10 protein-coding genes and 8 tRNA genes are annotated in these 15,341 nt (G+C 46.8%); 5 read left to right on the plus strand and 13 right to left on the minus strand.

Annotated elements, in window-relative coordinates:
* Window positions 1–97: 97 nt before the first annotated feature.
* From D104_RS24230 to D104_RS24270, 9 genes are all read right to left on the minus strand, one after another.
* Window positions 98–173 (minus strand) — tRNA-Lys (locus D104_RS24230).
* Between the two features lie 30 nt (window positions 174–203).
* Window positions 204–280 (minus strand) — tRNA-Pro (locus D104_RS24235).
* A 3-nt stretch (window positions 281–283) separates the two neighbouring features.
* Window positions 284–359: transfer RNA gene (locus tag D104_RS24240), tRNA-Asn, on the minus strand.
* Between the two features lie 36 nt (window positions 360–395).
* Window positions 396–471: transfer RNA gene (locus D104_RS24245), tRNA-Lys, on the minus strand.
* A 14-nt stretch (window positions 472–485) separates the two neighbouring features.
* Window positions 486–561: transfer RNA gene (locus tag D104_RS24250), tRNA-His, on the minus strand.
* Between the two features lie 25 nt (window positions 562–586).
* Window positions 587–663, minus strand: a tRNA-Pro gene (locus tag D104_RS24255).
* A 3-nt stretch (window positions 664–666) separates the two neighbouring features.
* Window positions 667–742 (minus strand) — tRNA-Asn (locus D104_RS24260).
* Between the two features lie 42 nt (window positions 743–784).
* Window positions 785–875 (minus strand) — tRNA-Ser (locus D104_RS24265).
* Window positions 876–937: 62 nt separating this feature from the next.
* Complete coding sequence (locus D104_RS24270) at window positions 938–2,002, minus strand: polysaccharide deacetylase family protein (protein ID WP_024023241.1); 1,065 nt, start codon at window positions 2,000–2,002, stop codon at window positions 938–940.
* A gap of 197 nt (window positions 2,003–2,199) precedes the next feature.
* Here D104_RS24270 and D104_RS24275 point away from each other — a divergent pair, with 197 nt between their 5' ends.
* The 5 genes from D104_RS24275 to glsB all read left to right on the plus strand — a co-directional run bounded on the left by D104_RS24275 (window position 2,200) and on the right by glsB (window position 8,180).
* Window positions 2,200–3,396 (plus strand): glycine C-acetyltransferase, encoded by a 1,197-nt coding sequence (locus D104_RS24275; protein ID WP_024023242.1) that lies wholly within the window; start codon window positions 2,200–2,202, stop codon window positions 3,394–3,396.
* A gap of 11 nt (window positions 3,397–3,407) precedes the next feature.
* On the plus strand, window positions 3,408–4,433 hold the full coding sequence (gene tdh / locus D104_RS24280) for an L-threonine 3-dehydrogenase (RefSeq protein ID WP_024023243.1): 1,026 nt from the start codon (window positions 3,408–3,410) through the stop codon (window positions 4,431–4,433).
* Window positions 4,434–4,505: 72 nt separating this feature from the next.
* Window positions 4,506–5,303: an NAD(+) diphosphatase gene (nudC, locus tag D104_RS24285; RefSeq protein ID WP_024023244.1), complete on the plus strand. Its 798-nt coding sequence runs from the start codon at window positions 4,506–4,508 to the stop codon at window positions 5,301–5,303.
* A 137-nt stretch (window positions 5,304–5,440) separates the two neighbouring features.
* A complete protein-coding gene (locus D104_RS24290; protein ID WP_024023245.1) occupies window positions 5,441–7,126 on the plus strand; it encodes a choice-of-anchor I family protein in 1,686 nt (561 codons plus the stop codon).
* 145 nt (window positions 7,127–7,271) lie between these two features.
* A complete protein-coding gene (glsB, locus tag D104_RS24295) occupies window positions 7,272–8,180 on the plus strand; it encodes a glutaminase B (RefSeq protein ID WP_024023246.1) in 909 nt (302 codons plus the stop codon).
* 81 nt (window positions 8,181–8,261) lie between these two features.
* Here glsB and ppnN read toward each other — a convergent pair whose 3' ends face one another.
* From ppnN to D104_RS24315, 4 genes are all read right to left on the minus strand, one after another.
* Window positions 8,262–9,635, minus strand: coding sequence for a nucleotide 5'-monophosphate nucleosidase PpnN (ppnN, locus tag D104_RS24300; protein WP_024023247.1), 1,374 nt, complete (start codon window positions 9,633–9,635; stop codon window positions 8,262–8,264).
* Between the two features lie 118 nt (window positions 9,636–9,753).
* Window positions 9,754–10,911: a cell division protein ZapE gene (gene zapE / locus D104_RS24305; RefSeq protein ID WP_024023248.1), complete on the minus strand. Its 1,158-nt coding sequence runs from the start codon at window positions 10,909–10,911 to the stop codon at window positions 9,754–9,756.
* A gap of 42 nt (window positions 10,912–10,953) precedes the next feature.
* Complete coding sequence (locus D104_RS24310; RefSeq protein ID WP_024023249.1) at window positions 10,954–12,168, minus strand: MFS transporter; 1,215 nt, start codon at window positions 12,166–12,168, stop codon at window positions 10,954–10,956.
* Between the two features lie 251 nt (window positions 12,169–12,419).
* Entirely contained in the window at window positions 12,420–15,266 is a 2,847-nt protein-coding gene (locus D104_RS24315) for a M16 family metallopeptidase (protein ID WP_024023250.1), read from the minus strand.
* Window positions 15,267–15,341 lie beyond the last annotated feature (75 nt).

Below are 15,341 nucleotides of genomic sequence, written 5' to 3' on the forward strand. Positions count from 1 at the left end.
TAGACGATAGACGATAGACGATAGACGATTTTGAATTGCGATCTAGAGAAAAACAAGAAATAAAACAAAGAAGAGAAGAAATCATTTATGAGAAGAATGGTGGGCCGTACTGGATTCGAACCAGTGACCAATTGATTAAAAGTCAACTGCTCTACCAACTGAGCTAACGGCCCGCTCATAAACTTATATACAAAATAACCTAATGGTCGGAGTAGAGAGATTCGAACTCCCGACATCCTGCTCCCAAAGCAGGCGCGCTACCAGACTGCGCTATACTCCGAAATGGCTCCTCGAACTGGACTCGAACCAGTGACCCAATGATTAACAGTCATTTGCTCTACCAACTGAGCTATCGAGGAATTAATCAGGTAATGCAAGGTTAAGCATTGGGATAGTGGTGGGCCGTACTGGATTCGAACCAGTGACCAATTGATTAAAAGTCAACTGCTCTACCAACTGAGCTAACGGCCCGACTATCAGAGTAATGGGGTGGACGATGGGGCTTGAACCCACGACCGCCGGAATCACAATCCGGAGCTCTACCGACTGAGCTACGCCCACCATTACTAGGTGATGATAAAATTAATGGTCGGAGTAGAGAGATTCGAACTCCCGACATCCTGCTCCCAAAGCAGGCGCGCTACCAGACTGCGCTATACTCCGAAATGGCTCCTCGAACTGGACTCGAACCAGTGACCCAATGATTAACAGTCATTTGCTCTACCAACTGAGCTATCGAGGAACTAATTTTATCTTTGCTTGCAACAACTTCCTATTAGGAAGATGGCGGAGGAGGAGAGATTCGAACTCTCGGTAGGCTATTAACCTACGCCAGTTTTCAAGACTGGTGCATTAAACCGCTCTGCCACCCCTCCGTTGCGAGCGAGGTGTATAATACTGATTTGAAATTTCAGTGCAACCTCTTTTTGAAAAAACTTTAACTTTTTTCGCTCACGTAGCCTTGCTCAGGAGCGGACCGAATCCAAACGTTCGAATACCAGTAATAATGCTTGCCCGTATTATCTGGCATAGTGCAGTTGATTCGACCACGGCCAACGCCGAAAGGCTTATTCGCTGTGGCTATCACTTCACTCTTTGACACCCAATTCAATGACGCCTTACCCTGCCCTGCCACATAGCACGCTAGGTCTTTAAGGCGGTACTTACCTTCCTTAAAGGTTAAGCGAATTGATACAGATTGATCGGTCGCAAAGTCGCCGCCAGTTTGTTCCGCTAGCAAAGGCATGGGCTTTGCATTCAACTTGGTTTTCAGCGTTGATAACTTAGAGTACGCACCGGATGCTGGAAAACGCGGAAGGTTCTCAAAATCAGAGTCTGCACTCACCACACCAGATTGTTGCCCGAATGCCATGATGCCTCTCTCTTTCATCATCGTTCGAATCGTAATATTGGATTCACCATAAGGATAAGCCAGCATTTTAGGCGAATGCCCTAAGTTTTCGAGTAGCAGATTCTCGACCGTATCAACTTCTTCCGTCATACGCGATAACCAAGCTTCGTCAGACTCACCCTTTTCTTTACGTAACATATAAGGATGACGAATCGTATGGTTCGCAAACACACCACCAGACGCTTCCATCTCTTTCATTTGTTGCCACGTTAAAAAGCTGCGGCTCTGACGCTCAACAGGTTCCGTATTGATAAATACCGTAAAAGGGAAATTTCTTTCTTTCAGGATAGGAAAGCCACCTTGATAAATGTTGCGATACGCATCATCAAAAGAAATGGCGACGGCTTTCTCGGGCAAAGGCTTATGCGCTCTTAAATCGTCTAATGCAGAGCGAAGGTCAACGACCTGGAACCCCGCCGTTTTCAAATAATCCATGTGCTCGGTGAACTGCTCTGGCGTCACCGATGTCGATTTTGGTGAACTGGTACTCACATGATGATATTGAAGAACGGGTAAATAATCCTGAGCCTGAGCCACCATACTGACGCTTAATGCTCCCAACAAGATGCCACAGTGAACCTTTGACAACATGCCATTTCCTCTTTGTTTAAAATTTGTCCTCATTCTACGCGACGAACCAACCGAAAGACCAGCACAGCCACCAAAGATGATCACAAACTGTTATGGCCAATTTCTAACATCACTGCATCTACTTTTATTTTGGTGCCCAACCTACACTCAATAAACACGAACCACGCATTACGACCAGATCCTTGAAGGGCAAGACCATGAGCAAAAAAGCATTTTACACTCAACTAAACACGCAACTCCAAGCACTCAAAGAGCAAGGTCTCTATAAACAAGAGCGCCCTCTTATTACCCCTCAATCTAGCCAGATAACCACCGCCGACAATCGTCCTTTAATTAACCTATGCGCGAATAACTACCTTGGGCTGGCTAACGATAGCGATGTGACCGAAGCGGCACACAAGGCACTAGACGATTATGGTTATGGCATGGCGTCTGTGCGCTTTATCTGCGGTACACAAAACATTCATACCGAACTCGAAAGAAAGCTGAGCGACTTTCTCAAAATGGAAGACACGATTCTGTATTCCTCCTGCTTTGATGCCAATGCCGGTCTTTTTGAAACCCTACTTGGTAAAGAAGACGCGATCATCAGCGATGCGTTAAATCATGCCAGTATTATCGACGGCATCCGCCTGTGCAAAGCCGCGCGTTATCGCTACGCCAACAATGACATGAAAGAGCTCGAAGCCAACCTTCAGCAAGCAGATAAAGACGGCGCAAAAACCAAGCTCATTGTCACCGATGGTGTGTTTTCCATGGATGGCATTATTGCCGACCTTAAATCCATCTGCGACCTAGCCGATAAATACGATGCTCTTGTGATGGTGGACGACTCTCACGCCGTAGGTTTCCTTGGCGAGAACGGGCGAGGCAGCCACGAATATTGCGATGTCTTAGGAAGAGTAGACATTATTACCGGCACATTAGGCAAAGCACTGGGCGGTGCGTCTGGCGGTTACACCAGCGCATCGAAAAACATTGTCGACTGGCTGCGTCAGCGCTCTCGCCCGTATTTGTTCTCAAACTCTCTTGCACCGGTTATTACCGCCACCAGCATCAAAATTCTTGAGTCTCTTAAAACAGGTAACGCGGCTCGCCAGAAGCTCAAAGCCAATAGTCTGTATTTTCGCACCAAGATGACAGAGCTCGGCTTCCATCTCGTTCCTGGCGACCATCCCATCATTCCGGTAATTTTAGGTGAAGCAACACTCGCACAAGCGGTCGCGAATGCGCTATATAAAGAAGGGATATTTGTAACTGGATTCGCCTATCCTGTTGTCCCAATGGGAAAAGCCAGAATCCGCACGCAAATGTCGGCATCACTGACCACGGAACAGCTCGATCAAGCCATTGCCGCCTTTGCGAAAGTCGGCCGTGAAATGGATATTATTTAAGGAATCAAATAATGAAAACGCTTGCTAAGCTTCATGCCGAGAAAGGCATTTGGATGAACGATGTTGCCCACCCAGAATGCGGGCACAATGATGTTGTTATCAAAATACGAAAAACGGCAATTTGCGGAACCGACATGCACATTTATCATTGGGATGACTGGGCTCAGAGTACGATTCCAGTACCAATGACCGTCGGCCATGAATTTGTCGGCGAAATCGCAGAAATAGGACCAGAAGTCGTCGGGTTCAACATTGGAGATCGCGTGTCCGGTGAAGGTCACATTACCTGCGGTCATTGTCGAAACTGTCATGCAGGTCGCCGCCACTTGTGTCGAAAAACCATGGGCGTGGGCGTTAACCGTACTGGCGCGTTCGCTGAGTATCTGGTAATCCCCGCCAGCAATGCCTTTAAAATTCCAGATAACATCAGCGATGAAATGGCCGCCATATTTGACCCATTCGGCAATGCGACACACACAGCGCTGTCGTTTGACCTCATTGGTGAAGATGTTTTAATCACGGGGGCAGGCCCAATTGGCGCCATGGCGGCCGCTATTGCCAAGCACGTCGGCGCGCGTAACGTGGTCATTACCGATGTAAACGACTTCCGCCTGGATCTAGCCAAAAAACTGGGCGCGACACGTACTGTCAACGTCAGCAAAGAATCACTGCAAGACGTGATGATTGAACTGGACATGCACGAAGGCTTTGATGTTGGCTTAGAAATGTCCGGCAACGATCAAGCCTTTCGCTCCATGTTGGAGAACATGAATCACGGTGGAAAAATCGCCATGCTGGGCATTCCTGGCAAAGAAACGACCATCGACTGGAATCAAGTCATTTTCAAAGGTCTCATTATTAAAGGCATTTATGGTCGTGAAATGTATGAGACGTGGTACAAAATGGTCGCCATGTTGCAATCAGGTTTAGACATTAGCCCGATTATTACGCATCGTTTTGCCGTGGATAACTTCCAACAGGGCTTCGACGCCATGGCGTCTGGTCAATCTGGTAAAGTCGTTCTCGACTGGAATTAAATGCACTAGGTTATTGCGTCTAGAAGATGATCGCGTTAGCGTAATTCTTTTAGACGCAAACTGAGTAAAAACATGTTGGAAATTGGCACGCAAGCACATCCGCTTCCTCATCAAGATGCGCTTTATATATTGCTACATCGCAGCCAAGTCTTGGTTGAACAAGACAATCAGTTTTTGATCCCATTCACTCATTTCCAACCCAATGCAAAAATGGGCGCGGTTTACTGTGGCCAATGGCGACAGAAAGACATCTTTGTTTGCAATTTCGAATCCATTCCGAAAGGGTTTGATGAAATCGGCTTAAGAGAGCTGCTGTTCCAGCAAGACAATGACAGCTACCTGTTGCTCAGTCGGGCTCACCAACTGGCAACGTGGAATAAAGACCATCAGTTTTGTGGACGTTGCGGCACAGCAATGAGAGAAAAACACCCAACCGAACACACGAAAATTTGCCCTAAATGCACTTTGCGTCACTATCCGCGTATATCTCCGTGCATCATTGTCTCCATTCGTAAAGGTGATCACATTTTGCTTGCCCGTGGATTGCACGCGCCAAAAGGCAAATTCAGTAACATTGCCGGCTTTGTCGAAGCAGGGGAAACCTTAGAACAAGCCGTGGCTCGCGAAGTACGAGAAGAAGTCGGGCTTGAAGTCTCGAATATTCAATATATCGACAGCCAGCCTTGGTCTTTTCCTCATCAGCTCATGGTGGGATTTTTTGCAGACTACACAAGTGGCGACATTGCTCCAGCGCCTGGAGAAATAGACGAAGCTGATTGGTATCACATCGATGACCTACCGCACATACCCAACAGCGCCACCATATCTGGCCAACTTATTTTGCAACATATAAAACACATAAAAAGCTAACCAATGCCTTGCGAAATGGAACCATTATTAAATCAAAACAAACAGATATAAAGGCGTCTTAATGGCGCGTGCCATTTTTTTGTCACAATAAGTCGTTAAGGTAAGTGCATATTTATTACTCATTTCGGAGAATAACAATGCGCTTCCCTAAGATCATCCCTTTATGCACAAGCGTCGCCATTCTTGGCGGCTGCGCAACTACCATTCCAGTAACTACCTCACCAATAACGACATCGTCCATTAACTTAGAATTCCTTGGGCGCTATGAATCCGGCGTATTTGACGCCAGTGCCGCTGAAATCGTTACCTACGATGCCAAAACGCAAGAAACCTTCGTCGTAAATGCCAACTCAGGAAAAATCGACGTGTTGTCTATGGCAAACCCAGCCGCACCAGTAAAAATCAAAACATTGGACGTTGGCGCTGATGTGGCCGCGTTAACAGGCTTGCCACTTGGCGCGGCAAACAGTGTCAGCGTTCATGATGGCGTCATCGCGGTGGCGATAGAAGCCAAAACAAAACAAGATTTTGGCTACATCGCTTTTTATCACGTCGGCAACCACGCGTTTATCAACGCACTTCAAGTCGGAGCATTACCCGACATGGTGACGTTTTCACCGAACGGAGAATTTGTCGTCGTCGCGAATGAAGGCGAGCCAAACGACGATTACACAGTCGACCCCGAAGGCAGCGTGAGCATTATCAATATCCCTAATGATATTTTCACACTGACTCAACGCGACGTTACACAAATTTCCTTTCGCGACTTCAACGACGGTGGCACACGTGCAATGGAACGCCCTGCAGGTTTGCGTATCTTTGGTCCGAACGCCAGCGTGGCACAAGACCTAGAACCCGAATACATCACAGTATCAAAAGACAGCCGCTACGCTTATGTTTCGCTACAAGAAAATAACGGCATTGCAAAAATCGACCTGTCTAACAAGCACGTTGATGCTCTCTGGGCGCTTGGCGTCAAAGATTACAACGTAGTGGGCAATGAACTCGACATCAGCGATAAAGACAACGTCATCCAATTCCAAAACTGGCCGGTATTTGGTTTATACCAACCAGACACCATTGCGTCTTATTCTATCAATGGAAAAACCTACCTTGTGACCGCGAACGAAGGCGATTCACGAGACTATAAAGGCTTTAGCGAAGAATACCGAGTCGCGGATTTGTCCAAAGAACTTAATAGTAAACTGGCACTCACAATCCCGTTACGTCACGTAATAGAAGGCAACATTGACGATAAGAACAATCTGGGACGTATGAAGTTCACCAGCACATTAGGCGCGGAAGATTGCCAACTCACAAAAGGTGCACCTGACAACTGCACATATACTGCAATATATGGTTACGGTGCGCGTTCTTTCTCTATTTGGAGTGGTGACACAGGACAGCAGATTTTCGACAGCGGCAGCGACTTCGAACGCATTACGGCAAACGCATTAGGTGAAGACGGTTTCAACGCATCAAACGATGACAATAAATCCGACGCCCGCAGCGACGACAAAGGCCCAGAACCAGAAGCGCTAACACTTGGTCAAATCAATGGCCACACTTACGCCTTTATTGGCCTTGAAAGAGTCGGTGGCATTATGGTGTACGACATCACAAATCCGCAAGAAAGCCACTTTATTCAATACCTAACCAGCCGTAATTTTAAGGCCGATCCAACGTCGTCTGACGCGGGAGACCTTGGGCCGGAAGGCATGGCATTTGTATCAAAAGAAGACAGCCCGAACGGAAAAGCCTTGTTGATTGTTGGTAACGAAGTCAGCGGCACGACATCGGTCTATACCATAGAAGAAAAGTAACCCCTTAAAAAGACACAAGCCTTGTGAATAAAGGCTTGTGTCCATTCATCTAACAAGACCTCCCAAACACCACTCTGCGCTATGGCTTTCCCCTTCCTTTTCTCTATACTAGCCTCCTTTCCAAGTACAACAGAATGAGATGAGTGTGGAAGAATTACTAAGATCAATAGAAGAAAAAGTCAGGCCGCTGATTGGTCAAGGGAAAGTCGCGGACTATATTCCCGCGCTGGCCAATGTGAATCCTGATCAATTTGGTATTGCCATCTACAGTAATGACGGCGCTCTTTATCACGTTGGCCAAGCCAAGAAAAACTTCTCCATTCAAAGCATCTCAAAGGTCTTTAGCTTAACCCTTGCGATGAAACATTATGGTGAAGACATGTGGCAACGCGTTGGTAGGGAACCCTCTGGCAATCCATTTAATTCATTGGTGCAACTAGAATACGAAGTCGGTATTCCTCGTAACCCCTTCATCAACGCAGGCGCACTTGTCGTCAGCGACATGAACCACTCTCGTTTTGCTTCGCCACATTACGCCATGCGGGAGTTTATTCGCCGTTTGGCAGGAAATCCTAAATTACGTTCCGATAAAGTGGTGTCGAACTCGGAATACGAATTTCGAGCTCGCAACGCGTCCATGGCGTACCTGATGAAAGCATTCGGTAATTTTGAGAACGATGTTGAAGCCGTTTTGCACAACTATTTTGATAACTGTGCCATGCGCATGAACTGCATTGATCTCGCCAAAGCCTTTAGCTTCCTTGCGAACAAAGGCTACTGTCGACACACAGGTGAGCAAGTATTAACTCGCCGCGAAACGACTCAGGTAAACGGCTTGCTCGCCACCAGCGGACTGTATGATGAAGCAGGAAATTTTGCTTATCGTGTTGGTTTACCGGGAAAAAGTGGTGTGGGTGGTGGCATTATCGCCATCGTACCAAATCGATTTTCGATTTGCGTTTGGTCGCCGGAATTGAATGAATCTGGCAATTCCTTAGCGGGCATGGCGGCGCTGGAAGCGTTGTCAGAAAGCATTGGCTGGTCGGTATTCTGATCATTACCCCAACAGTTACCGCGATTTGGCATAGAAAAAAGGGCTTCATGAGAAGCCCTTTTTATTGAACAGACGGAAACATTAATCCGTAATCACCTTATAACACGGCACATACTCGCTGCCGGGAAGTTTCATCCGTTGTTGCAACACAAAGGCTTGCAACAACGCGTCCAGCTTCGCCAGCAAGGCTTTGTCGCCATGTATCTCAAACGGGCCAAACTCTTTGATGTACGCCACACCTTGTGCTTTTACGTTACCTGCCACGATAGACGAAAAAGCACGACGTAAATCCGCCGCCAACAAATGCGTTTCTTGACCAAAGTTTAGATTCAACTCGCGCACTTTTTCGTGGGTAGGCTCAAACGGGTGTTGGAACTCTTCAGGTATATGCAACTTCCAGTTATAGTAAAACGCGTCTTGATGCGCTTTACGATACAGACGAACCTCTTCCATTCCCTGCTTCATGACGCGCGCCACTTCGGCACCATCTTCAATAATAATGCGGTATTTACTTTGCGCTTCTGCGCCCAGCACATCACCGATGAACGCGTGAATCTGTTCGAAATAATCCGCGCTTTCTTTTGGCCCAGTAAACACCAGAGGAAACGGTACATCGGCGTTTTTGGGGTGCAACAGAATGCCCAAAATATACAGAATTTCTTCTGCTGTACCCGCGCCACCAGGAAATACGACAATGCCGTGGCCCGCACGAACAAATGCCTCAAGGCGTTTTTCGATGTCTGGCATGATCACCAGCTGGTTTACAATCGGGTTTGGTGATTCCGCAGCAATAATGCCCGGCTCGGTCAAACCAAGGTAAACGCCATCTTTAATTCGCTGTTTCGCATGCGCAATGGCCGCGCCTTTCATCGGCCCTTTCATCGCACCTGGTCCACAACCGGTGCAAATATTTAGCTCACGCAAACCCAGTTCGTGTCCAACGTGTTTGGTGTAATCGTACTCATGGCGAGCGATAGAGTGCCCTCCCCAGCAAACAATCATGTCTGGGTTTTGAATACGGCGAAACACATCAGCATTGCGCAGCAATTCGAACACAACATTGGTGAGTTTTTCAGAACTAGCGCCTTCCAACCCACTTGCTAGGTTGTATTCATGCTGCGTAAAAATGATATCGCGCAACACACTGAACAACATTTCGCGAACACTGCTGATCATCTTTCCATCAACAAACGCGCCGCTTGGCGCATTTTTTAACTGCAATTTCACACCGCGCTCTTGTTGCACGATGCGAATTTCAAAATCTTTAAATTCTTCCATCGCGGCTTGTGGGTCATCGGAATCACTGCCGCAATTCAAAATGGCCAAAGCACAACGATGAAATAAATCATGAAATGGGCCAGATTCTTCTGATAAACGAGCCATTTCATTTTGCGATAACATTTCCAATGCACCCTTGGGTGCAACTAACGCGTCAATGCGATCTTCTGACTTCATGATCGCCCTCCTCTACTTTCATTGTATTAGTGTCATCTAAATATAGTGGTAGCGCAGACCGCTTTTATCAAGCTTTTACGGAAAACTTCACATTAATAGTCGGAATTAAATCAATTATTTAGAGCGAAGCGCTACGTCGTAAGTCTTGATAATAGTTTGATTTCATTTCAATTAAACGACTGTGCGTACGGCGAAATTCAAACAATAACGTCCCATTCAAATACAAGCGCTCTAAAGGGACAGCAGCGTTTAACAACAACACCACTTGATGGTCGTAACATTCATCCACAAGACTGATAAAACGCCGTACAGCATCGTCATTAAGACCTAACGAAACAGCCCGCTCACCCGTCTGGCCAGACCCAATCGCACCGTCTTCAGTGCCTCGCGCTTTGATGTGCTCAAACGGTTCACTGCTGAGTTCAGGAATGCCTGTCACCATAATAAAAGGGAATCGCTGCGCTAACTCGATGTAATCCAACGCCGAGCGCGGTCCATCGCACAAGGCAAAAAAATCAAACCACGCCATATTGTCCGAAGTCAGAATCACATCAATGGCGCGACGACAAACCAATAACGGCCGCGACGACGCATTACCGTCTGACCATTGCTCAAACAACGCCGACATATTCTTCTCGTCTTGGACAAAATAAATAGGGTTATCAGCGGTATGGCGCAAACGATGATCGTCTTCACCATAAAGGTGGACACTGGTTAAATGAGCGCGCAGTAACGCAATCGACGGTTCAAAACGCTTTTTTTGCAGCTGACTCTGAAACAGGTTTTCAATGGCAATATTCGACGTCACCACCAGCACAACGCCTTCCTCAAACAAGGCTTCGGTCAAACCACCCAGCAACATAGCGTCCGCAATATCCGACACAAAAAACTCATCAAAACACAGCACCTTACATTCCGCCGCCAAACGTTTTGCAATGCCTTTCAAGGGATTCTTTTGCCCATAAGCCAAGTTCAATTCGCGATGTAAACGCGCCATAAAATGGTGAAAATGAAGTCTTAAAGCGACTTTATCGGGTAAGCAGGCAAAGAAAAGATCCATCAAAAAAGTTTTTCCGCGACCCACATCGCCCCACAGATAAACGCCTTTGACCTTTTCGTCTATTGGCGTCTGGAATAATTGCTGAAACACACGTTCCAATTCAAGCAACGCAGATTGTTGGCGCTCATCGTAGATTATTTCATGGTAATCTAATCGAGCTTGATACACGTCGAAAGGAGACAACATAAGAGAAGGATACTTTCCAAAAAAAGACATTTCCCCGCTTAAAGACTTTATTAAGCGGGGAAATGCAGAGCATCAGGCCATGTTGGCACGAAGTCGTGCCACTGGACGATCATCAATCAACACATGAAGCAAAGCCGTCACCAATGCGATCACACAAGCGGCCCACCAAACGATGTCGTACGACCCAGTTGTGTCATACAAATAGCCACCCAACCAAACCCCACTAAACGAACCAAGTTGATGACCCAGGAAAACGATGCCGTACAATAAGCCCATGTAACGCAAACCAAACATTTGCGCCACGATGCCTGATGTTGGTGGCACTGTCGCCAACCAAAGCAAGCCAGTCACGATGGAAAAGGCGTACACAGAATACGTCGTCATCGGGAAATACATAAACGCGGCGATCGACAACGCTCTTAAGGTATAAATAATGGTAAGTATTTTTTTCTTCGAATATTTTCCAGACCACGATCCCGACAAAAGACAGCCAAAAATATTAAACAGACCAATCAGAGACAAACTGGCCACCGCCACGTCTGACGAAAAGCCTTGGTCAGACAAAAAAGGCGGCATGTGAACGGTAATAAAGGCCAACTGAAAGCCACACACAAAAAAGCCCACTACGAGCAGCCAATAATGCGAATACGCACTGGCTTCCTGCAGCGCTTCTTTCATGGTTTGTGATGCTTCTTGAGCCGTGCCATTTGAACTGTCGGCGGTTTGACGAAAAGGGCCAGACAGCAACACCATCATCAAAGCACAAAGCGCCAACAGCATCAGCGCTGTGCTCCAGCCGTAAGCAGAAATAAAGCCTTGAGCAACTGGAATCACCAATAACTGTCCAGCGGAACCCGCCGCACTGCCCAAACCTAACGCAAAAGAACGTTTTTCAGGAGACACCATGCGCGCCATCGCCGGTAACACAACCCCAAAGCCCGTAGCGGAAATCCCCATTCCCATCAACAAACCCGCACCGAGGTTTAGGTCAAATACACCGTCAGCCGTTGCTGTTACGTACAACCCCAGCGCATACAAAATCGCACCGATCCATACTGTTTTTAAGGTACCAAATCGGTCAGCAAATGCGCCCGCTATGGGTTGAGACAATCCCCACCATAAGTTCTGCAATGCCAACGCAAACGCAAACACTTCACGGCCGTAACCAAATTGATTCGACACAGGGGCCATAAAAAAGCCCATAGAGGAACGTAAACCAAAGTTCAACGCCAGCAGAAGACACACAAGAGCAATCGAGAAACTGAGTAATTTAACAGGACGCGACATGAAATTTTCCCTAACTAAGTCAAATCATTAAAGAACATAAGACGTCATCATATTCATGCCATGCACATAAGTCGAGCAACCAGTAGAAACAAAAAAAGCACCTTAGCCTGAACACTAAGGTGCTTTTTCAACGACGATCAGAACCGATCCATCGGCACTACAATGACCATTTCAAAACGACCATTTCAAACCGACCATTTCAAAACGACCATTTCAGACCCATTCCATCAGGCTGAGAAAATCACAAGCAATCACTCTGCTAAAGGACGGTACAGCCCTGTCACACGGTCTTTAAAGATCAATGTCATTGCAACGTCTTTTAGCTTACTCTTAGTCAGACCGGACGTCAGCGCATCCATTTCACGCAAATACCGAGCATCGCCATACAAGGTTTCACTCAACTCTAAACGATGCAATAGCGTTGAATCTAACGCGTTTTTGAAGCGATTTTTTTCAATATCAGTAAACGCCTTATGGATATCCGTCACCCAATCCTGTGTAACAATGTCTGGTAATTCAGCCAACACCGTTTCGGTCATTTTTGCGAGGTCATCCAACCGAGCTGGCGAACTCGAGTATTGGATTTTCAATTCGGCACGGTTGGTGTCTTTATTCAATTCAAGGCCCACACGAACGCTATAAACGCCCTGAACTTCACTGCGTAAACGTTGTTTTAATTGCGCCTCTAGTCGTTCACCCAAATACGTCAATTGCACCGCCGTAATAGGCGTCCAAGGCAAAGATTGATACGCGTAAAGTCGATACTCTGCTTTAGGTTCTGTGTTCAACGACACATCGACGATTGATTCCCCAGCACGCTGCAAAACCGATGTCGTTTCATAATCAGACTCACTGTATGCTGCAATGTTACGTGGAATGCTCGCAAGATAACGTGACGCTAAACGCGTAATTTTGCCTTCTGGTAAACGAGACACCATAAAGTAATGTACGGGTAACGCCACTTGCTTTTGACGAGTTGCTTCTAATGTTTCAAGGGACATGGACTCTAGAATAGGCAATGTAGGTGCCAAATCAGTGTCACCAAAACGCGCGGTCGCCAGACGTCTTGAAAACACTTCAACTGGCCGTTCTACGTTGATGCCGGCATTTCTTTTCAAACTTGCCATCACATTATCGTACACATCCGAATTGATCTTAGGCGTCACTTGATTGACTCGATATACGGCAAGTAGCTGAGCCAACTTGTCGTCGTCAATCGAACCGCGGTAAGCAAGACTTTGCGCTTTCTGCTTAGACGACAAAGATAAAGTATGTTTTCGACGCCACTTTTGAAATTCCTCATCCGTCCAGCCATAAATACCCGTTGCTTCAGACATTTGCACGGCAATTTGCTCCGCCCAAGGAGAGCCTTTGGCAACATGGTAACCCGCACCAGACACCGCAGAAAAATAACTGCTGCGTTCGGTTTCTTCTGGCGACACAGAATGGTATTTTTCCGCGAATACGCGAGGGTCTAATAAGGTCAATTTATCACCATTGGACAAAGACCAATTTGATAATCCCAGCTCTTTTTCCCTATTAATCAAGGTAATCGAGCCAGTTTGAGTGACTTTCGGCAAGCGCTTTTCTGTTACTTCTTGCTCTATTTCTAGCGGCGCTAGGTGGCGCTTTTTCATCGTGTCAAAAATGGCTTCAACGTCTTTCATTGACCCCAAATTAACGCCTTTTCCGCCAACGGCCTGCGTGTATAGAATACGATCAGAAGAAGATAACCACTGATCTAAACGAGCGTTCACATCCGCCAATGAAATGCTTTGCACCAAACGTAAAATACGATCGTTGCTTTCTTCAGGGTCATGCACTGATTTGTCTGACGTAACCGCTTCCACCATCTTCACAGACCAGATCGTGCCACGACTTTTCGCAGCGGTTTTATTTCGCTCCGCCGTGTCGACCACTTTGTCATACACTCGATCGAAGTCTGCCTGAGAAAACCCGTGTGTGTTTATACGCACCAATTCTTGAATAAGTGATTGCAAGCCTACAGCATGAAAGCCGTCATCCACATTCACCGAAAAGCCTAGGATTGCAACATTGGGAGACACCGTACCTTTTGTGCTCGACAACACACGAACGTGTTCTGGTAATACATCGCGCTGTCGGCGAATTTGCTGTGTCAACAAATTGCGCGTCATGTAATCGATCAGACCACTTCGGCGACTTTCATCAGAGCCATCCGATTCGCTCTTGAACCGATACAAGAACGCAACACGATTCACCTTACTGCCAGTATCATTCAGCTGACCTATCTTCAGCTTATCGTCCAATACTGGGTCTTTCGGATGTCGGATCGGTAACGCACGCGCAGGCTCGTCTCCAAAAGTACGCTTAATTTGGGTTTCTAACGCTTTCATATCCACCGGTGCAAACAGCACCAACGCCATATTATTCGGTGCGTACCAATCTTTATAGAAAGCTTGCAGCTTATCCGCCGGTGTATTTTTAATCGACGCTTGTGTGCCAATAACAGGGCGCTCTGGGTACAAGGAGCCAACTCGTAACAAGGCTTTCTTGTCTTCGTTAATGCGTGAGCGATGGCTTAGCTTACCGCGCCACTCTTCTTGAATGATCAAGCGCTCCTTATCCAAAGAAGACGCTTTGATTTGAGCGTGGAACGCAATCTGCTGATAAACGTCCAACACGCTGTTTAAGCGCTTTGACGTGGTGTCTCTCAGGTTCACCATATAACGGGTGTTTTCGCTGTTGGTCATGGCATTGAAATCACGGCCTTGTTGAAACCCCATATCGGTAAAGGCTTTTCGAACCCCATTTGGCAGGCCATCACTTTCATGAAACACCATGTGTTCCACCATGTGCGCCACACCTAACTGGTCTTTTTCTTCGTCAATGGCACCAGACAGCACCACTAAATTCGCCAAGGTTAGACCTTCAGGTGCGTCTTTCTCTTGTCGAGAATCAAACAAGTAATAACGAAAACCATTGTCCAACGTGCCATGCACCACTCGCTTATCCCAACCTAATACGCCACCTTGTGCGTTCGCTATCGACGATAAAACAGACAATAAAAACAGAAGCGCAACATGAGTCGCATTAAACCAATTTCGACGAAACAACATACAAACCATCACTTAAAAAAGTCAAAACACAGCAAAGCAGGCGCTCGAAAGAGCCCCTGTTTTGAGAGAGTAAAA

It is taken from the genome of Marinomonas profundimaris (assembly GCF_000508165.1).
Classification (GTDB): domain Bacteria; phylum Pseudomonadota; class Gammaproteobacteria; order Pseudomonadales; family Marinomonadaceae; genus Marinomonas; species Marinomonas profundimaris.